The sequence below is a fragment of the Isoptericola sp. GX10416 genome (assembly GCF_056590155.1).
Genome location: NZ_JBWPVO010000002.1, coordinates 140,170 through 159,433, shown reverse-complemented (window position 1 = coordinate 159,433; position 19,264 = coordinate 140,170). Strand labels below are relative to the sequence as shown.

15 protein-coding genes are annotated in these 19,264 nt (G+C 72.8%); 5 read left to right on the top strand and 10 right to left on the bottom strand.

The annotated features are described in order from the left end of the window. Nucleotides 1-142 precede the first annotated feature (142 nt). Complete coding sequence (locus tag ACWAT2_RS04525; RefSeq protein WP_402373329.1) at nt 143-1,315, top strand: FAD-dependent oxidoreductase; 1,173 nt, start codon at nt 143-145, stop codon at nt 1,313-1,315. A gap of 28 nt (nt 1,316-1,343) precedes the next feature. Here ACWAT2_RS04525 and ACWAT2_RS04520 read toward each other — a convergent pair whose 3' ends face one another. Beyond that, complete coding sequence (locus ACWAT2_RS04520; protein WP_402373327.1) at nt 1,344-3,374, bottom strand: bifunctional copper resistance protein CopD/cytochrome c oxidase assembly protein; 2,031 nt, start codon at nt 3,372-3,374, stop codon at nt 1,344-1,346. Nucleotides 3,375-3,805: 431 nt separating this feature from the next. Here ACWAT2_RS04520 and ACWAT2_RS04515 point away from each other — a divergent pair, with 431 nt between their 5' ends. Next, nucleotides 3,806-5,056, top strand: a complete 1,251-nt coding sequence (locus ACWAT2_RS04515) for an ATP-binding protein (protein ID WP_402373324.1) — start codon at nt 3,806-3,808, stop codon at nt 5,054-5,056. A 13-nt stretch (nt 5,057-5,069) separates the two neighbouring features. Here the strand turns inward: ACWAT2_RS04515 and ACWAT2_RS04510 are convergent, their stop codons facing one another. From ACWAT2_RS04510 to ACWAT2_RS04485, 6 genes are all read right to left on the bottom strand, one after another. Then, nucleotides 5,070-6,539, bottom strand: coding sequence for a dihydrolipoamide acetyltransferase family protein (locus ACWAT2_RS04510; RefSeq protein ID WP_402373321.1), 1,470 nt, complete (start codon nt 6,537-6,539; stop codon nt 5,070-5,072). A gap of 23 nt (nt 6,540-6,562) precedes the next feature. Next, on the bottom strand, nt 6,563-7,570 hold the full coding sequence (locus tag ACWAT2_RS04505) for an alpha-ketoacid dehydrogenase subunit beta (RefSeq protein WP_402373318.1): 1,008 nt from the start codon (nt 7,568-7,570) through the stop codon (nt 6,563-6,565). Continuing rightward, a complete protein-coding gene (gene pdhA, locus ACWAT2_RS04500; protein WP_402373316.1) occupies nt 7,567-8,721 on the bottom strand; it encodes a pyruvate dehydrogenase (acetyl-transferring) E1 component subunit alpha in 1,155 nt (384 codons plus the stop codon). Before pdhA ends, ACWAT2_RS04505 begins: the two co-directional genes overlap by 4 nt. 229 nt (nt 8,722-8,950) lie before the next feature. Then, nucleotides 8,951-9,535 carry a PIN domain-containing protein gene (locus ACWAT2_RS04495; protein WP_402373313.1) on the bottom strand — a complete coding sequence of 195 codons (585 nt, stop codon included), beginning with the start codon at nt 9,533-9,535 and terminating at the stop codon, nt 8,951-8,953. 31 nt (nt 9,536-9,566) lie between these two features. After that, nucleotides 9,567-10,088: a helix-turn-helix domain-containing protein gene (locus tag ACWAT2_RS04490; RefSeq protein ID WP_402373311.1), complete on the bottom strand. Its 522-nt coding sequence runs from the start codon at nt 10,086-10,088 to the stop codon at nt 9,567-9,569. 123 nt (nt 10,089-10,211) lie between these two features. Further along, nucleotides 10,212-11,837, bottom strand: a complete 1,626-nt coding sequence (locus ACWAT2_RS04485; protein WP_402373309.1) for an ABC-F family ATP-binding cassette domain-containing protein — start codon at nt 11,835-11,837, stop codon at nt 10,212-10,214. A 305-nt stretch (nt 11,838-12,142) separates the two neighbouring features. Between ACWAT2_RS04485 and ACWAT2_RS04480 the strand changes: the two genes are divergently transcribed. Further along, a complete protein-coding gene (locus tag ACWAT2_RS04480) occupies nt 12,143-13,852 on the top strand; it encodes a CocE/NonD family hydrolase (protein ID WP_402373306.1) in 1,710 nt (569 codons plus the stop codon). 30 nt (nt 13,853-13,882) lie between these two features. Here the strand turns inward: ACWAT2_RS04480 and ACWAT2_RS04475 are convergent, their stop codons facing one another. Together ACWAT2_RS04475 and ACWAT2_RS04470 are read right to left on the bottom strand one after the other, a co-directional pair. Beyond that, complete coding sequence (locus ACWAT2_RS04475) at nt 13,883-15,097, bottom strand: pyridoxal phosphate-dependent aminotransferase (RefSeq protein WP_402373303.1); 1,215 nt, start codon at nt 15,095-15,097, stop codon at nt 13,883-13,885. 93 nt (nt 15,098-15,190) lie between these two features. Continuing rightward, nucleotides 15,191-15,871 carry a pyridoxamine 5'-phosphate oxidase family protein gene (locus tag ACWAT2_RS04470; protein WP_402373300.1) on the bottom strand — a complete coding sequence of 227 codons (681 nt, stop codon included), beginning with the start codon at nt 15,869-15,871 and terminating at the stop codon, nt 15,191-15,193. A gap of 58 nt (nt 15,872-15,929) precedes the next feature. On the opposite strand from ACWAT2_RS04470, the gene pdxR reads away from it, so the two are divergent. Next, nucleotides 15,930-17,396 (top strand): MocR-like pyridoxine biosynthesis transcription factor PdxR, encoded by a 1,467-nt coding sequence (gene pdxR, locus ACWAT2_RS04465; RefSeq protein WP_402373298.1) that lies wholly within the window; start codon nt 15,930-15,932, stop codon nt 17,394-17,396. 36 nt (nt 17,397-17,432) lie between these two features. Further along, complete coding sequence (locus tag ACWAT2_RS04460; RefSeq protein WP_402373295.1) at nt 17,433-18,638, top strand: Fic family protein; 1,206 nt, start codon at nt 17,433-17,435, stop codon at nt 18,636-18,638. A 12-nt stretch (nt 18,639-18,650) separates the two neighbouring features. Here ACWAT2_RS04460 and ACWAT2_RS04455 read toward each other — a convergent pair whose 3' ends face one another. After that, nucleotides 18,651-19,250: a class I SAM-dependent methyltransferase gene (locus ACWAT2_RS04455; RefSeq protein WP_402373294.1), complete on the bottom strand. Its 600-nt coding sequence runs from the start codon at nt 19,248-19,250 to the stop codon at nt 18,651-18,653. Nucleotides 19,251-19,264: the final 14 nt, after the last annotated feature.

Below are 19,264 nucleotides of genomic sequence, written 5' to 3'. Positions count from 1 at the left end.
CGCCCCACGGATATCTCCGCGCGAGGGCGTCGCAGCCCTGCGGGAACGCCGGGAGGAACCCCAGGTGAACACTGGCCGAACACCTTGTCCACAGGCCACCCCCGCCTTGAACGCCGGCCACGTGCTCAGGCAGATTCTGGACGTGGACCACGACAGCGCCCTGCCCCCGCTCCCCGCCAAGGTCGACCTCGCGGTCGTCGGAGCGGGCGCGGTCGGGCTCGCGCACGCCGTCGAGGCGCAGGCGCGTGGGCTGTCGGTGCTCGTCGTCGACGCCGCCCGGCGCCCCGTCGGCAGCACCGCCCGGCGCGGTGGACACGTCGCGATCACGACGCAGGACTCCACCGCGCTCGCCTGCGCCCTCGCCTCCCGGGAACGCTGGCTCAAGCTCGGCCGGGAGGCGGGCTTCGGCGTCCGGGAGAGCGGCGCCGTCGTCGTCGCCCGCCACGCCGACGAGCTCGCCGTCCTCGACGACCTCGTCGCCGCTCGTGCCGGGGACGCCACGATCCTGACCGCCCGCGAGGTCGCGGACCGCACACCTGTCGCGGACTCCGCCGGAGGGGCGTTCCTGCCCCTCGACCTGCGGGTCGAGCCCGCAGCGGCGCTCGGCATCGTCGCGGACTGGCTCGGCGGGCGTCCCCAGGCGCACGTCGCCTGGTCCACCGCCGCCCAGACCTTCGACGCCGGCAGCGGTTGCACGCTCGTGCGGACCTCGCGCGGGGAGGTCGTCGCCAAGCGCGTCGTGGTCGCCGTGGGCCACGACGTGGGCCAGCTCTTCGGCAACGTCGGGGACGCGCTGCTCCCCGTGCGCCGCCAGATGCTGCGGATCGCGCCCCCGCTGCCCGACGCCGGCCCACCGGCCGACCGGCTCGCCACCGGTCCCGTGCTGGTCGGTGCCAGCACCCTCCTGCGGGACCGCGCGTACCTGCACAGCCGCGCCCTCGGCGAGGTGCGCGAGCGACTGCGCACCCGGCACCCCGACCTCCTGGCGGCCGAGATCCACCTGACGCTGACGGCGCAGCACGACGGCTCCGTCGTCGTCGGCGACGGGCGGGCACCCGCCGACGCGACCGGCCGCTCCGAGGACGTCGACGAGCTGCTGCTGCGCGAGACGGCGGCTCTGCTGGGCACCGGCCGACCGTCCGTCCGCAGCCGCTGGTCGGTGACGGAGGTCGTGCGCGTCCCGGGACGCGGGGCGCACGACCCGTTCGTGCTGACGGAGCCCATGCCCGGGGTCCGCACGGTGACGGTCGCGGACGGCCTGGCGACGACGACGGCGCTCGGCCTGGCTCCGCGCGTCCTCGACGCGCTGGTCTGAACGCCGAAGGCGTGGCCTGGACGCGCGGTCAGCGGCCGGCGGTCTCGTCGCGGTCGGCCATCCGAGCCAGCATGTCGTTGTAGGCGGTGAGCTCCGCGTCGCCGTCGCGCTCGGCCTGCCGGTCGCGACGCCGGGCCTCCCGCTCGTCCGAGCGGGTCCACTGCACGGCGACGATGATCGCCAGCGCGAGGGTGGGCAGCTCGCCGATCCCCCAGGCGATGCCGCCGCCACGCTGCTGGTCCTCGATGGCGCTCAGGCCCCAGTCGCGACCCATGTTGCCGTACCAGTCGGCGACGAGCAGCGACGTGCCGGTGGTGAGCACCACGCCGAAGAACGCGTGGAACACCATCGTGGCGAAGAGCAGGACGAGCCGCATCGGGTAGCCGGGCCGCTGCGGGCCAGGGTCGATGCCGACGAGCGCGTTCGCGAACAGGTATCCCACGAGCGTGAAGTGCACGACCATCCACAGGTGCCCCAGGTGGTTCGTCAGCGCGAACTCGAACAGCGGGGTGAAGTAGAACGCGATCATGCCGCCCGAGAAGAGCACGGCGGCCACCACCGGCCGCGCGAGAAGCTCGCCCACCCGGGAGTGGACCAGTGCGAGCACCCACTCCCGCGAGCCGCGCGAGCCGTCCTTGCGGGCGGGCACCGCGCGCAGCAGCAGCGTGACGGGGGCGGCGAGCACGAGCAGCAGCGGCACCAGCATCGCCAGGGTCATGTGCTGGATCATGTGACCGCTGAAGATCACGTGCCCGTAGACGGTCGGTGCACCGTTGGTGGTCCAGAGCATCAGGAGCATCCCCGCGCACCACGTCAGCGTCCGTCCCACGGGCCAGCGGTCCCCGCGACGTCGCAGCCGCAGCGCCCAGCGCACGTAGACGACGATCCCGGCCAGGCACGCGAAGGCCAGGACCGGCTCCGCGGCCCACTCGGTGAGCCAGCGCGCCGCCGTCGGCTCCGGTGGCAGGGGGTAGCCGGTGAGCTGGTAGGCGGGCGAGGCGTCCGCGGGGACGTCGTCCGGCACGGGCGGTGCGGTGGAGCCGAGCGCCACCGCCACCCCGGACACCGCACCGATGACGAGCAGCTCGACGGCGAGGAGCTGCCAGAACAGCCGGCGTGCCGGGGACGCTGCGCGCTCCAGCCGGCCGATCACCCAGGTGCGGTGCATCAGGCCGAGGACGCCGAGGGCCGCGGTCAGCAGGATCTTCACGACCAGCAGGACGCCGTAGCCCGTCGTGAGGTCGTCGAGGCTCTCCATGCGGATCCAGGCGTTCGCGACGCCGGAGACCCCGACCGCGACGAGGCACCAGGCCGCGACGGGCGAGTACCGCGCCACGGCGGCGGTGGTGACGTCGTCGAAGCGGCCGACGACGAGCACGGCCATCGCCGCGAGCCCGCCGACCCACAGCGCGGCACCCATGAGGTGCAGCCACATCGCGCCGATCGCCAGGAAGTGGTCGGCGGCCCCGGCGGCGTGACCGGTGGTGGACTGCAGGGTCAGCGCCGCGACCGGCAGCAGCGCCGTCCACAGCGCGCCGACCGGTCCGCGTACCGCGAGCGCGACGCCCGAGGTCAGAGCCGCGATCGCGATGATGGCGACGGAGATCTGACCGAGCTCGACGTCGGTGACGAACTGCGACAGGCCTGCGCCGAAGTTGTCCGCCGTCGGGGACTGCGCCGAGACCACCGAGTACTGCAGGACGAGCTCGACCACCGCGGCGATCGCCCAGACGGCGGCGGCCCATCCCGCGACGTCGAGCAGGCGTGCCTGGCCCCGTCCGGGCCGCACCAGGCACGCCGCGGCGAACAGGCTGCCGAGCGTCACCGCCACGCCGAGCTCCGCCAGCACGGTGGCGAGCGGCGACCCCCAGCGGGCGACCGCCCCGGGGTCGGAGAACGTCCCCAGCGCCTCGAAGGCGCCGGACCAGGCGCCCGCGAGGAGCAGCGCGACGATCGCGGCGACGACGGCGCCCGGCCCGGCGGCGATGATCCACCAGGGCCGGGCGGGCGCGGGGGCCGTGTCGTGCGAGAGCGGGCCCGCAGGAGCTGTCGAGGTCACCCGTCCAGACTAGAGGGGCCCGCTGGTGCTCCCGGACCCGTCAGCTGTGACGCTCCCCCGACTCTGCCGAGTGTCATGGTCTGGACCGCTTTGACGCGTCAAAGCGGTCCGAACCGTAACGTTCGGCTGGTGCCTCACCGGCGGCCTCAGTGTCCCGCGCGGTCCAGTAGTCGCCCCACCACGCGAACGGGAGGGTCGCCGCGCCGTCGGTCGACGGCGTCCTGCACCAGATGCTGGCAGCCGGAGTGAGCGACGGGGGGCGAGCGGACAAAAACGTGCACGGACCGGGCGCCGAGCGGTCCGACCATCAGCGTTCCACCGCAGCAGAACAACCTGTCGGTCGACAGTAGTGCAATCTGTTGACCTGTGCGGGTACGATCTGTCTAGAGAAAATGGTGCAAGCTGTCGATCGGACCGTCCGAGGAGGGGTGATGGAGTACTCCCGGCGCATCGTCGACTCCGAGCTGGAGCTCGCGCTGCGGACCTCCGGCGCCACGTTGATCGAGGGAGCCAAGGCCTGCGGGAAGACCGCGACAGCGCTCCAGGTGGCAGCGACGACCGTCCGCCTCGACACGGACCGCGCCGCGCGGGAGGCAGCGTCGCTGGCCCCGGAAGCCGTCCTCGGCGGCGACTCGCCCGTCCTGATCGACGAGTGGCAGCTCGTGCCCGAGATCTGGGATCACGTACGCCGAGCCGTCGACGACCGCTCGCCCGCTCGAGGCCAGTTCATCCTCACGGGCTCGGCCACCCCGTCCGACGACGTCCGTCGTCACTCAGGTGCGGGCAGGTTCGCCCGGGTCCGTATGCGTCCGATGAGCCTCTTCGAGTCCGGTCACTCCACCGGAGAGATCTCTCTCCGTGACCTCTTCCACGGGGCGAGCCCGAGTGCCGCCACCAGCCTGACCGTCGACGACGTGCTGGAAAGGATCGTCGTCGGGGGCTGGCCCGATCGGCAGGACCTGCCCGTCGACGTCGCTGCTCGGGAGTCGGAGAACTATCTGAGCCTGATCACCGAGGTCGACGTCTCCGAGGTCGGCGGTGTACGCCGCGATCCCTCCATGGTGCGCCGCGTCGTGGCGGCGCTCGCCCGCAACGTCGCCACGGAGGCACCGATGACGAAGATCGCAGCAGACACCGTAGGACCCGACGACGGCGTCTACCGCACGACGACGGCGCAGATCGTCGGCGTGCTCGAACAGCTCCAGATCGTGGAGAACGCCCCGGCATGGGGACCGCACCTACGGTCACGCATCCCCCGGCGCACCTCACCGAAGCGACACTTCGTCGACCCCTCGTTGGCGACGGCAGCCCTGCACACCGGTCCCGAGAGACTCTGGCGCGACCTGCGGTGGACCGGGTTCCTCTTCGAGTCGCTCGTCGCGAGAGACCTGCGTGTCTACTCCCAACCCTTGGGCGGGCACGTCCTCCACTTCCGCGATGCCAAGGGGGTCGAGGCGGACGCGATCGTCGAGCTCGCCGACGGCACCTGGGGAGCGTTCGAGGTCAAGCTGGGCGCATCCCGCGTCGATGAGGCCGCCAGTTCTCTCCTCCGGTTCGTCGAGAGGATCGACACCACACGCTCCGGAGAACCGGCCGTCCTCGGAGTGATCACCGCGACCGGCTACGGGTACCGGCGCGACGACGGGGTCCAGGTGATCCCGATCGGCGCGCTCGGCCCCTGACTCCGACCCGGGATCAGCCCCAGACGAGGCCGTGGGCCGGGTCCTCCAGCACGCGCGCGACGTCGGACAGGAAGCGCGACCCGAGCTCGCCGTCGACCAGCCGGTGATCGAAGCTCAGCGCGAGCTGCGTGACCCAGCGCGGCTTGATCTTGCCCTTGTGCACCCACGGCTGCTGCCGGATGGCACCGAACGCCAGGATCGCGGCCTCGCCCGGGTTGAGGATCGGCGTGCCGGTGTCGATGCCGAACACGCCCACGTTCGTGATCGTGAAGGTGCCGCCGGACATGTCGGCCGGGCTGGTCCGCCCCGCGCGGGCGGTGGCCGTCAGCTCACCGAGCGCACGGGCCAGCGGGAGCAGCTCGTGCCGGTGCGCGTCCTTGACGTTGGGCACCACGAGGCCGCGCGGGGTCGCCGCGGCGATCCCCAGGTTCACGTAGTGCTTGTAGACGATCTCGCGGGCCTCGTCGTCCCAGCTCGCGTTGATCTCCGGGTGGCGCTTGATGGCGAGCAGCGCCGCCTTGGCGGCGATCAACAGCGGGGTGACCCGCACGTCGGCGAAGTCCCGGTCGGCCTTGAGCTTCTCGACGAGCTTCATCGTCCGGGTGACGTCGACCGTCCGGAACACGGTGACGTGCGGGGCGGTGAACGCGCTGGTCACCATGGCCTCAGCGGTGCGCTTGCGCACGGACTTGACCGGGACGCGGGTCTCACGGCCGTCGTTCGTCACCGACCCGGAGGCGAGCCACGGCTGGTCGTCGTCGGGGTAGGTCGCGAGGGTCTTCGGCTCGGCGGCCTCGGCCCGGGCCACCACGTCCTCGCGGGTCACGATGCCCCCGGGTCCGGTGGGCTGCACCGATGCCAGGTCGACGCCCAGCTCCTTGGCGAGCTTGCGCACGGGCGGCTTGGCGAGCACGCGGATCCGGCCGGCCGGCGTCGTGCCCGACGGCGCGGCACCGGCCGTGTCGGCGGCAGCGGGCACGCTCATCATCGGCTTGGCGATACCCGGTGACTTCGCCGGTGCGGGTGCAGGTGTCGCGGCAGGTGCGGGTGCGGGGACGGGAGGCGTGGTGGGGGCCGGTCCCTCCGGGGCCTCGGTGCGGCGGCGGCGCCGGCGCGACCCGGCGGCGGCGTCGCCGGTGCCGTAGCCCACCAGCACGGACCCGGAGCCCGCACCGTTCGTCGAGCCGACGGAGGCGGCCTCGTCGGCGGGCGCGCCGGGTGCCGGATCGGGCGCGGAGGCGTCCGCCGACCCGACCTCGATGATCGCGGTGCCGACGTCGACCGTGGTCCCCTCCTCGGCGAGCAGGGCCACGACCGTCCCCGCGAACGGCGACGGCAGCTCGACCAGGGACTTGGCGGTCTCGATCTCGACGATGACGTCGTTGACCGCGACGGTGTCGCCGACGGCGACCTTCCACTCGACGATCTCCGCCTCGGTCAGTCCCTCACCGACGTCCGGGAGGGGGAAGCGCTGGGTGCTCATCTGTCTCCTCGTTCGCAGGCCGGTCAGTGGGCCAGGGCGCGGTCGACGGCGTCGAGGACGCGGTCGGTGCTCGGCAGGTAGTCGTGCTCGATCTTCGCCACGGGGTACGGCGTGTGGAACCCGCCGACCCGCAGCACGGGCGCCTCGAGGGAGTAGAAGCACTCCTCGGTGACGCGGGCGGCGAGCTCGGCACCGGCACCGAAGAACGTCGGGGCCTCGTGCACGACGACGCAGCGCCCGGTCCGGCGGACCGAGCCCACCACGGCGGGCACGTCCATCGGGGACAGCGACCGCAGGTCGACGACCTCCGCGCTGGTGCCCTCGGCGGCCAGCGCGTCGGCGGCGGCCAGCGCGGTGGCGACGGTCGGCCCGTACGCGACCAGCGTCACGTCCGTGCCGGCCCGAGCGATCCGGGCCTGGCCGAGCGGGTCCGCCGTGCCGCCGTCGGCCCCGGACGTCGCGACGGGGCTGCCGAGGTCCACCGCGCCCTTGGACCAGTACCGGCCCTTGGGCTCGAGGAAGATCACGGGATCGGGCGAGGTGATCGACGAGCGGATCATGTCGTACGCGTCCTGCGGCGTGGCCGGCGAGACGACGCGCAGCCCGGGAGTGTGCGCGAACAGCGCCTCCGGCGACTCCGAGTGGTGCTCGACGGCGCCGATCCCGCCGCCGTACGGGATGCGGATGACCACGGGGACCTCGAGGCGCCCGGCGGAGCGGTAGCGCATCTTGGCGAGCTGGGTGGTGATCTGGTCGAAGGCGGGGAAGACGAAGCCGTCGAACTGGATCTCGCAGACCGGCCGGTAGCCGCGCATCGCGAGACCGATCGCGGTGCCGACGATCCCGGACTCGGCCAGCGGCGTGTCCACGACCCGGTGCTCGCCGAAGTCCTTCTGCAGACCGTCGGTGATGCGGAAGACCCCGCCGAGCCGGCCGACGTCCTCCCCCATGATCAGCACCTTGTCGTCCGCCTCGAGGCTGGAGCGCAGGCCCTCGTTCAGCGCCTTCGCGAAGGTGAGGTTCTCGCTCATCGGGCCGCCTCCGTCGTGGTGCCTGCCGTCTCGGACTCGTAGCGTTCGAACCAGTCGCGCTCCACGGTGACCTGCGCGTGCCCGGCCGCGTACACGTGGTCGAACATCGACGCCGGGGACGGGTCCTCGATCGCCCGGACCTCGGCCCGCAGGCGCTCGGCCATCGCGTCGGCCTGCGCCTCCACGTCAGCCGCCCACACGTCGTCCCAGCGGCCCTCGGCGTGCAGCAGGGCGGCGAGCCGGTCGATCGGGTCGCGCAGCGCCCACTCCTCCTCCTCGGCGAGCTCGCGGTAGCGGGTGGGGTCGTCCGACGTCGTGTGCGCGCCCATCCGGTAGGTGTAGGCCTCCACGAAGGTGGGGCCGTCGCCGGCGTAGGCACGCTCCAGAGCCTCGGTCATCACCGCGTAGGACGCCAGGACGTCGTTGCCGTCCACGCGCACGCCCGGGATGCCGAACCCCTCACCGCGCCGGTACAGCGGCCAGCGCGTCTGCCGCGACGTCGGCTCCGAGATCGCCCACTGGTTGTTCTGGCAGAAGAACACCACGGGGGCGTTGTTCACGGCGGCGAAGACGAGCGCCTCGTTGACGTCGCCCTGGCTCGAGGCGCCATCGCCGAAGTACGTCACGACGGCGGTGTCCCGCTGCGGGTCACCGGTGCCGACCAGCCCGTCGCGCTGCACGCCGAGGGCGTACCCGGTGGCGTGCAGGGTCTGCGAGCCGAGGACGAGGGTGTTGAGCTGCACGTTGTGGTCGGCCGGGTCCCAGCCGCCGTGCTCCGTGCCGCGGTAGATGCGCAGGCGGTCCACCGCGTCGACGCCGCGGACCTGCATCACGCCGTGCTCGCGATAGGAGGGGAACACGAAGTCCTGCGGGCGCAACGCGTACGCCGAACCGACCTGGGCGGCCTCCTGGCCGCGCCCCTGCGGGTACAGGCCGAGCTCGCCCTGCCGCTGCAGCGCCGTCGACTCGTCGTCGAACCGTCGGGTCAGCACCATGTCGCGGTACATCGCGCGCAGCTCGTCGGTGCCGAGGTGGGCCACGCGGTCGCGGTAGGCCGCGGCCCGCGGGCCGTCGGTGCGGCTGCCGTCCGGGGCGACGAGCTGCACGAGGTCCTCCACGGCTGCCGCGCTCTGAGGGGCGTCGGGGTTCACACGGTCTCCTTCCCTGCCGGGCGGCTGCGCCGCGTCCAGGTCCGGTGCCCGTGTCTCGAGCAGGTGCCGAACCTACGCCTTCGTAGCCTACGCAAGCGTAGGTTGTCAGCACCCCGTCCTGGCTCCCGGTGCGGCAGCCAACGCTCACCGCCGGCCTTTGGAGGTTTCCTCCAACACGGTCGGGGAGTGGCCGACATCGGTCGAACCTGCTGTGGTGCTCCCCGGAGCGCTACCGGGTGAGATCTGCGTCGCGGACGAGGTCCACCACCGCATCCATGCCGTAGCGGGCTGCGAGCAGCTCGAGCAGGTCGTCGACGCTGCGACGTGGCTTGCGATACCGGCCAGCCATCTGCCGAAGAGCCTGGAGGGCGAGCTCGGGGGCGAGCTCGACTGCTTCCATCGCGAACTCCGCCGAGGTCTTCACCTGGATATTGGAGGGCACCTGATTCGGAGGGAAGTCCCTGAAGTTCGCAGTCACGATCGCGCCGGCCCCGCCGACAACAGCGGCGGCCACCACATGCTCGTCGTCAAGGTCGGGGAGGCCGAATGTCCCGTCGAGTGGCTCCCAACCCTCGACGCAGGCGTCGTCGAACGCTCCGCGCATCGCCGATATCAGGGCCGCAGCAGACGCGGCCGCCGCGCTGGGCTCGAGGTCTCCGCGCGCAACGAGCTTCCGCGCCTCGTGTTCCTCCAGCTCGGCAAGGATCGCCGACGACCACAGAGGCCGGTACAGCCCCTCGATGGCCAGGCTCAGCAGAAAGTCCCGCTGCAGGCTGGGCCACAGCACGCAGGTATCGAGCACGACGGCGAACACGCCGGCGATTCTTGCAGGTGGCGGCCGTTGGTCAACGACGACGCCGCGCGGCCACGGCCTTCCGCACCGCTCGAAGCTGGGCCGCAACCTCCGCTGCGTCGCCCTCGTCGTCGATGTCGACCGCGGTTGCCGCAAGCATGTCGTACTGACTCTGGCGTCGACTTTCGCGGTAGTCCAGCACATCGCTGAGCAGGACCTTCCGACGCGTGCCTGGCCGCTCCGCCGCCAGCTGGCCGGTGTCGATGAGGCGCACGACCGTGGGCCGGGACACCCCGAGAAGATCGGCCGCCTGCTGCGTCGTGAGCGTTGTCGAATGCGGCGCCACGGTGACCGCACGCCCGGCGCGCATGGCTTCGACAACCTGCAGAAGGATCGGGTACATCGAGGCAGGGAGCTCGACCTGATCACCCTCCGCCTCTCCCACCAAGAGGCAACGTGGGGCCACTGCTGTGCCCCGAGCGCGCTCGTGCGCCTCGAGAAAGTTGTGCACCTCGGCCAGTCCCTCTGCCTCGCTCGGCAGATAGGTCCGTTCCATCAGTTCCGCAGCGGCCATCGTCGTGCACACCACCCTCGTCGCTTCGTTACGGAAGAAGCGTACGCGTATTCGCAGTTTTCGTAAACCGTGGATCGCCGTCGTCCTCAGGCATTGCCCACCGGGATGACCGCGGCAGCGGGGTCACGCCGCCGTCAGCGTCCCGTCCGCCCTCATCGCCAGCTCCGCCGTCAGCCCGACCCGCTCCAGGAACGCCCGGTCGTGGCTCACCACCAGCAGCCCGCCGCGATAGGACGCCAGCGCCTGGACGAGCTGGTCGGTGCTGGCCAGGTCGAGGTTGTTCGTCGGTTCGTCCAGCACGAGGAGCTGGGCCGGCGGGTCGGCCAGCAGCAGGCTCGCGAGCGCCACCCGGAACCGTTCGCCGCCCGAGAGGGTGCGCACCGGCCGGTCGACCTGGTCGCCGCGGACCAGGAACCGCGCCAGGCGGTTGCGCAGCTCCCCCGGCACGACGTGCGGCGCGCGGCGCCGGACCTCGTCCAGCACCGTGGCGGCGTCGTCGAGCCCGTCCAGCCGCTGGGGCAGGTATCCCACGCGCTCGGTGAGCCGCCGCGCCGTCGCCCGCGAGGCGCCGTCGGGCCTGGACGTGTCGGCGCCGACGAGCTGTTCGAGCAGCGTCGTCTTGCCGACACCGTTGGGGCCGGTCAGCGCGACCCGCTCGGGCCCCGCGAGCACGGTCTCGCGGCCGTCGGACCCGCGCAGAACGGCGAGGCGCCGGCCGGCCGGAACGTCCGGGTCGGGCAGGTCGACGGCGATGCGGTCGTCGTCGCGCACTGCCCGCTCCGCGGCCGCCACGGCGTCGCGTGCCCGCGACTCCGCCTCCACCGCGGCACCCCGCCGGGCACCCTGCGACTTCTGTGCGGCGTTGCGGCGGTCGTTGATCACCGCCTTGACGTACCTGCGGTCGGCGGCGTCCTTGCGCCCCTGCCGCTCGGAGTGGGCGATGCGCTCCTGGGTCTCGATGCGTTGTCGCTTCTCGCGCCGCAGCGTCTGCTCGGCGTCGCGCAGCGCCGAGCGCGCGGCCTCCTGCTGCACGGCCAGCCACTCCTCGTACTGCGCGTACGTGCCGCCGAACGTGGTCAGGCCGCCCGTGCGGAGCTCCGCCGTCGTGTCCACGAGCTCGAGCAGCTCGCGGTCGTGCGACACCACGACCAGTGCGCCGCGCCACGTGCGGACCAGCTCGTGCAGGCGCTCGCGGGCCGAGCCGTCGAGGTTGTTCGTCGGTTCGTCCAGCAGCGCGACGTCGGCCGCGCGCAACCGGATGCCGGTCACGGCGGTGAGCACCACCTCGCCGCCGGACAGGGTGCCGACGCGGCGGTCGAGCACGCCGGCCCTCGTCGCGCTGCCGGGGAGCACGTCGGCCGCGGCGAGCGCGGCGACCGCCCGTTCCTCCAGGTCCCACCCGTCCGGGCCGACGACGTCGAACAGCTCGGGGCGGACGTCACCGTCCGCGATGGCCCGCACGGCGTCGACGACAGCACGCACGCCGAGCAGGTCGGCGACGGTCGCGCCGGTATCCAGCGTGATCCGCTGCGGCAGGTGGTCGGCGGTGCCCGCGACGGTGACGGAGCCCGAGGTGGGCCTCAGCCGCCCGGCGACCAGCCGCAGCAGGGTCGACTTGCCCGTGCCGTTGAGGCCGACCAGACCGGTACGGCCGCGGGGGAAGGTGCCGGAGATCCCGGCTATCGGGGTGGCCCCGTCGGGCCAGGAGAAGGTGACGTCCTTGAGGACGACGGCGGGGGTGAGGGGCACGGGAGCCTCCGGGGAACGCTGCGGCGTGCGCCGACGTCGTCCACCCGCCAGGAGGGTGCACCGGTCCGGGTGCGGGCGAGCAGGGGTCAGCGCGAGGTCGTGGGACCGCCGTGCGTGTCCGTCACCGTGCTTCCTTCCGTCCGTCCCCTGTCACGTGCGGCCGGCCCGCGGGGACGGCCACGACACTGCCATCCGTCCGGGCGAGGCGCAACGGGATTCCGTTGTTGCGGGCTCACGGTGCCCGTGGTTGCGTCATTGGCGCCTGGATCGCCGAGCAGCCGTGGTGCGACGGCAACGTCGGGATGATGGGCATCTCCTGGGGCGGGTTCAACAGCCTCCAGGTGGCCGCGGTGGCGCCGCCCGCGCTCAAGGCGATCGTCAGCGCGTCGGCCACGGACGACCTGTACGTCGACAACATGCACTACATGGGCGGTTGTCTGCTCGCGGACAACCTCTCCGAGGCGACCGTCATGTTCGCCTTCAACAGCCTGCCGCCCGACCCCGCCGTCGTCGGCGACCGGTGGCGCGAGATGTGGCGTGAACGCCTCGAGGGCAGCGGCCTCTGGCTGGACACCTGGCTGCGGCACCAGCGCCGCGACGACTACTGGAAGCCGGCGTCCGTCAACGAGGACTACTCGCGGGTGCAGTGCCCCGTCATGGCGGTCGGCGGCTGGGCCGACGGCTACACCAACGCGATCTTCCGGCTCCTGGAGAACCTCGACGTGCCCCGCAAGGGCCTCATCGGCCCGTGGGGCCACCGCTACCCGCACCTGGGCGTCCCCGGCCCGGCGATCGGCTTCCTCCAGGAGGTCGTGCGGTGGTGGGACCACTGGCTCAAGGGCGTGGACACCGGCCTGGAGGAGGAGCCGATGCTGCGCGCCTGGATGCAGGACGCTCAGCCGCCCAGCGCCTCCTACGAGGACCGCCCCGGCCGGTGGGTCGGAGAGCCGAGCTGGCCGGCACCCGGCGTGGAGGACCGCGAGTACCGGTTCACGGCGCACCACCTGCAGCAGGTCGGCGCCGCACACCTGGAGCGGGACGACGACGGCGGGGACGACGACGGCGAGCGCCACGTGACGCTGCGCTCACCCCTCAGCGTGGGGATGTTCGCGGGCAAGTGGGCGTCCTACTCGGCGGTGCCCGACCTGCCGTACGACCAGCGCGAGGAGGACGGCGGTGCGCTCGTCTTCGAGACCGGTCCGCTGACCGAGCCGGTGGAGATCCTCGGGCTCCCGCGCGTCGAGCTCGAGGTCTCGTCCGACAAGCCGGTGGCCCAGCTCGCCGTGCGTCTGTCCGACGTCGCCCCGGACGGCGAGGCGACCCGGGTGACGTACGGGGTGCTGAACCTGACGCACCGGGACGGCAGCGAGAACCCGGAGCCGCTGGAGCCCGGCCGGCCCTACCCGGTGCGGATCGAGCTCAACGGCATCGCGCAGTCCGTGCCCGCCGGCCACCGCCTGCGGATCTCCGTCTCGACCTCCTACTGGCCGTTGATCTGGCCCTCCCCGGAGCCGGCGACCGTCACCCTGACGACCAGCCGCAGCTCGCTGCACCTGCCGGTCCGCCGGCCGCGGCCCGAGGACGACGAGCTCCGCCCCCTCGGCCCGCCCGAGGCCGCCGAGGAGGCGGAGACGACCGTGCTCGGCACGGGGCAGCACTCGTGGCGCGTCACCCGGGACCTGGCCACCGACGTCTCGACGCTGGAGATCGTCAACGACCAGGGCACCTTCCGGATCGAGGACACCGGGACGAAGATCCACCGGGACACCCGCGAGTGGTACAGCTTCCGGTGGAACGACGTCACGTCCGTGCGCGGTGAGACCCGCACGGTGCGGCGGCTGGAGAACGGTGCCGACTGGCGCGTCGAGGTCGTCACCCGCACCGTCCTGACGTGCACCGCGGACGACTTCCTGGTCAACGCCCAGCTCGACGCGTACGAGCTGGACGAGCAGCAGGGAGACCCGCGCGTCTACTCCCAGAACTGGGAGCGGCGCATCCCGCGCGATCTGGTGTGAGCCGGGCGGCTCAGCCGCGCGGCGGCGCCGTCACCGCCGCGTGGCCAGAAACTCCGCGATCCGGCCGATCGCCTCCTCGAGGACCTCGACGTCGGGCAGCGTGACGAGCCGGAAGTGGTCGGGCGCCGTCCAGTTGAACCCGGTGCCGTGCGTGACGAGGATCTTCTTGGCGCGCAGCAGGTCGATGACGAAGTCCTGGTCGTCGTCGATCGCGTAGACCTCCGGGTCGAGCCGCGGGAAGCAGTAGAGCGCGCCGCGGGGTCGCACGGAGGACACGCCGGGGATCTCGTTCAGCAGCCGGTCGGCGAGCATCGTCTGCTCGTAGAACCTGCCGCCGGGCACGATCAGCTCGTCGATCGACTGGTAGCCGCCGAGCGCCGTCTGGATCGCGTGCTGGGCCGGCACGTTGGAGCACATGCGCATGTTGGCGAGCAGCGTGAGGCCCTCGAGGAACTCGGTGGCGGTCTCCTGGGGTCCGGAGATCATCACCCACCCGGCCCGGTAGCCGCACACGCGGTAGGCCTTGGACAGGCCGCTGAACGTCAGGCACAGCACGTCGTCCCCGGCCGCGGTGGCGGCGTGGTGGTGCACGGCGTCGTCGTAGAGGATCTTCTCGTAGATCTCGTCGGCCAGGACGACCAGGTCGTGACGGCGCGCGATGTCCACCATCGCGGCGACCATCTCCGGGCTGTACACCGCGCCGGTGGGGTTGTTCGGGTTGATGATCACCAACGCGTGGGTGTTCTCGGTGATCTTCGACTCGAGGTCCGCCAGGTCGGGCATCCACCCGTTCGCCTCGTCGCACGCGTAGTGCACGGGGGTGCCGCCCGTGAGCGTGACGGCCGCCGTCCACAGCGGGTAGTCCGGGGCGGGCACGAGGATCTCGTTGCCGTCGTCGACGAACGCCTGCAGCACCATCGAGATCAGCTCGGAGACGCCGTTGCCGATGAAGACGTCCTCGACCATGGTGTCCCGCAGCCCGCGCGACTGGTAGTACTGCGCGACGGCGGTGCGGGCCTCGTAGATGCCGCGCGAGTCGCTGTACCCCTGGGCCTCGGGCAGGTGGTGGACCACGTCGGCGAGGATCGCCTCGGGTGCCTCGAAGCCGAACGGGGCGGTGTTGCCGATGTTCAGCTTGAGGATGCGGTGGCCCTCGGCCTCGAGGCGCTGGGCCTCGGTGAGGATGGGGCCACGGACGTCGTAGCGGACGCCGCGGAGCTTTCGGCTCTGTCGAATGGTGCGCACCGCCCCATCCTCGCCGGTCCGCACCGCTCGCGCGAACAGCCAATCCGGAACACGTGGCATTCCTCCCGGCGGCACTGCTCGGCCCGTAGATCGTCAGAGCCGCGGCGCCAGCGCACTGACCGACGGCGGCACGGGCGTTCCCGCGGACAGCGGGCTGGGTTCCGGGACCCCCGCCGCCACCGACAACGGCAGCACGCCGGCCCACGCGCCGTGGTCCTCGCCGTCGTCCGGGTCCTCGCCCACGCCGCCGGTGCGGGTCTTGACGCTCACGCGGTCGAGCGGCACCTGGAGCACCTGCGTGGCGGCGACCTCCTTGGCCGTCATCTCCCGCACCTCGGCCCGGCGACCCGGCATGAGGTGGTCGCCGATCTGCCACAGCGCCTCGACCCGCAGGTCGCGCGGGACCACGGTGGCGCGGCCGGCGACCATCGCGGACCGGTAGTTGGCCGAGCTGTCGTTCAGCGACCGGGCGTAGACGAGCCCGTCCAGGTGGGAGATCCCCACCGAGACGGGCACGCCGTCGGGGCCGGCGTCGAGGAACAGCCCGGCCCCGGTGGAGCCGTGGAGCAGGAGCCTGCGGCCGAGCCCGTCGCCCAGGTCGCCGACGCCGTACAGGTACGGCAGGACGACCGGGTACCCGTCGCGGAGCATCGCGACGTGGGCGAGGAACCCGTCGGCGAGGATGCCGTCGAGCACGGCGGGGTCGTCGGTCTGGCGGTCGGGCTTGCGGCCCACGGCCATGCTCGGGCAGCCGGGTGCGGTCTCGATGCTCACGTCGCCGACGGTACGGAGCCCGCTGGACTACGCTGTAGTCCACTCTCCGCCAGAACGGATGGACCACTTGGACGCCAACCAGCAACCCACCAAGGTCGCGCGCGTCGTCGACCTGATCCGCGGCATGGTCCACGACGGCCGTCTGGCCGAGGGCGACCCGCTGCCCTCCACCCGTGCGCTCGCCGGCGAGCTCGGCCTCGCCCGCGGCACCGTCACCGCCGCCTACGAACAGCTCGACGGCGAGGGGTACGTGGTGCTGCGGCACGGCGCGGTGCCGCGGGTCGCGGCGACCCTCGGCGCGCTCTCCACCGCCACGCCGCCCGCCGGCGCGGCAGGGCTGCGGCCGGGAGCGGCCACCGCTCCCGTCCCGACCGTCCGGACCGTGCCGCCCGCCGCCGTCGTCGACCTGACGCCCGGCGTCCCCGCCGTCGCGGCGGTCTCGGCACGGGACTGGCGCGCGGCCTGGCGTCACGCCGCCGCCCAGCCCCTGGTCGCCGCGTACCCGGACCCGGCCGGTGAGCCCGTGCTGCGGACGCAGGTCGCGAACCATCTCGCGCTGAGCCGGGGGTTCGCGCCGGACGCCGGACGCGTCGTCGTGACCGCCGGCACGACCGAGGCGATCTCGCTGGTGACCGAGTCGCTGGCGCGCCGGACGGCGGCACCGCGGGTCGCCGTGGAGAACCCCGGCTACCGCGCGGGCCGCCGGGCCGTCGCCTCGGCGGGAGGCACCGTCGTGCCCGTGCCGGTCGCCGACTCCGGCATCGACCTCGACGCCCTGCGCGCCGCCCACGCCGGCGAGCGCCTCGACGCCGTGCTGGTCACGCCGAGCCACCAGTACCCGCTGGGCGGGGCGATGCCGGTGGCCGCGCGGCACGAGCTGCTGGCGTGGGCCGCCGCCGAGGACGTCCTGGTCCTCGAGGACGACTACGACTCCGAGTTCCGCCACCGCGGCTCCCCGCTGCCGGCCCTCGCCGCGCTCGACGGTTCCGGCGTGGTCGTGCACGTCGGCTCGTTCTCCAAGGTGCTCGACCCACGGTTGCGCTGCGGCTACCTCGTCCTCCCGGCGGGCAACACCGTGCCCGACGGCGGCACCCCGGCCGCGGCGGGGATCCGCGCCGCGCGCTCGGGCCGTGGCGCCACGGTGGCGAGCGTGACCCAGCACGCGCTGGCCCACCTCATGTCCACCGGGGCGCTGCGCCGTCACGTGGCCCGCTGCCGCCGCGACTACCGGACCAAGCGCCGGATGGTGGCCGAGGCCTTCGAGGGTGTGCCCGGCGTGCGGGTCCGGGCGCTGGACGGCGGCCTGCACGCGGTTCTCGAGCTCGAGGACACGCCGACGGCGGACCTGGTCGCCCGCCTGGCGGACCGGGGGGTGCTGGTCGCCGACCTCCAGGACTACGCGGTGCCCGGGTCCGGCCTGGAGCTGAACGGCGTCGTCCTCGGTTACGCCCCGCCGTCTGGCACGGAGCTGCGCGCCGCGCTGCGCACGATCCGCACCGAACTTGGACCAGCACCACCTTCTTGATCCAGGTTTCGACCAAACATGGATTAAGATGGGAAGGTGCTCCAGGTTCCACCCCAGACCTACACGGACGACTACTGGGTCGCCGAGTCCCACGGGATGGCGAGCCGGTCGGCGATGGCCGCTGCCTCCGGGCCGTACCGGTCGTCGATCCCGCCCTCCATCAGCACGTGGGTCCCGTCGATCCCGGCGGACCTGACCGCGGACGCTGAAGAAGCGGCAACGTCGCTCAGCCGGTTCGACACGTACGCCGCTGTGGGCCTCGGGGCGGCGAGCCCGTCGCTCGGTCCGATGAGCTCGATCCTGCTGCGCACCGAGTCGACCTCGTCGTCCCAGATCGAGAACCTCACCGTCGGCGCCCGGCAGCTCGCTCTCGCCGAGCTCGACCAGTCGTCCTCCGAGAACGCCCGGACGGTCGTGGCCAACGTGCGGGCGATGGAGGCCGCGCTCGACCTCGCCGCGCGGTTCGACACCAGCGCGATCCTCGCGATGCACCAGGCGTTGCTGTCCGGCCAGCGAGGCGGGGAGGACCACGCCGGACGATGGCGCGAACAGCTGGTGTGGATCGGCACGAGCGCACTCAGCCCTCGCGGCGCCTCCCACGTCGCACCGCAGGCTCCGCTCGTCGCGCCGGCCATGGAGGACCTCGTGCGCTTCGTCGCCCGTGAGGACCTGCCGGTCCTTGTCCAGGCCGCCGTCGCCCACGCCCAGTTCGAGACCATCCACCCGTTCACCGACGGCAACGGGCGGACCGGGCGCGCGATGGTCCATTCGATCCTCCGAGCGAAGGGCGTCATGACAGAGACGATCGCCCCCGTGTCCGCCGGGCTGCTGACGCAGACCGACCGGTACTTCGACGCTCTGACGGCCTACCGGGACGGCGACGCGCGACCGATCGTCGAGCGGTTCGCCGAGGCAGCCCGGTTCGCGGCGACGTCGGGGGCACGGCTCGTCGATGATCTCGCCGCGCAGGTCGAGTCGTCCCGGGAGCGGCTCCAGGGACTCCGCCCGCAAGCCGCGGCGTGGAAGGTGCTGCCTCACCTCGTCTCCCATCCGGTGGTCAACGCACGGTTCCTCACCACGCACCTGGCCCTGGGGAACCAGAGCGCCCACAATGCCTTGACGCAGCTCGCCGACGCCGGAGTCCTGATCGAGTGCACCGGCCTGCGCCGCAACCGCGTCTGGCAGCACCCAGGGATACTCACCGTCCTCGACGAGTACGCCCGGATGCTGCTGCGCCAGTAGGCCACGACCTCTTCAGACCCGGCGCGCGACGACGGCCGCGTGCGGGCGGTGACCGTCGGCGGTGCGCTGCTCGACCTCCTCGACCTCGAACCCCGCCTTCTCGAGCCGCGTCCCCATCTCCTCGACGGGCCAGGTCCAGGCGGTCGTCACGGCGTGCTCGAAGGATTCGACCCGCGGCCCCGCGAAGAACCCCTGCAGGAGGCTGCCGTCGGGCTCGAGGGCACGCGCGAGCTCGCGCAGGACCGCGTCCAGGCGCTCGGGGCGAGTGTGGATCACCGAGTACCAGGCCAGCACTCCGCCCAGTCCTTCGTCGGGGACGCCGAGCGCCTCCAGCGGAGCCTCGCGGAAGCTGAGGGCGGGGTACCGGGAACGCGCGTGCTCCAGGAACGGGCGGGTGATGTCGACCCCCTCGGCGTCACAGCCGTGCCGCGCCAGGAAGTCGGTCCAGTGGCCCGGGCCGCACCCGGCGTCGACGACCGGCCCGGTGAGGCCGCCGGCCCAGCGCGCGATGCGGCTCCGGTCCGGCTCGGCCATCGCGTCGACGGATCCCAGGCGATCGATGTACTCCGTCGCGCGCCCGGCATAGGCCGCGGACACCTCGAGGCTCGTCATCCGGCTGATTCTGG

Coding starts and splice junctions, on each gene's coding strand:
- pdxR (WP_402373298.1), top strand. CDS start 15,930: ATGGACCACTTGGACGCCAACCAGCAACCCACCAAGGTCGCGCGCGTC.
- ACWAT2_RS04505 (WP_402373318.1), bottom strand. CDS start 7,570: ATGAGCGAGAACCTCACCTTCGCGAAGGCGCTGAACGAGGGCCTGCGC.
- ACWAT2_RS04510 (WP_402373321.1), bottom strand. CDS start 6,539: ATGAGCACCCAGCGCTTCCCCCTCCCGGACGTCGGTGAGGGACTGACC.
- ACWAT2_RS04490 (WP_402373311.1), bottom strand. CDS start 10,088: ATGGCCGCTGCGGAACTGATGGAACGGACCTATCTGCCGAGCGAGGCA.
- ACWAT2_RS04455 (WP_402373294.1), bottom strand. CDS start 19,250: ATGACGAGCCTCGAGGTGTCCGCGGCCTATGCCGGGCGCGCGACGGAG.
- ACWAT2_RS04515 (WP_402373324.1), top strand. CDS start 3,806: ATGGAGTACTCCCGGCGCATCGTCGACTCCGAGCTGGAGCTCGCGCTG.
- ACWAT2_RS04480 (WP_402373306.1), top strand. CDS start 12,143: ATGGGCATCTCCTGGGGCGGGTTCAACAGCCTCCAGGTGGCCGCGGTG.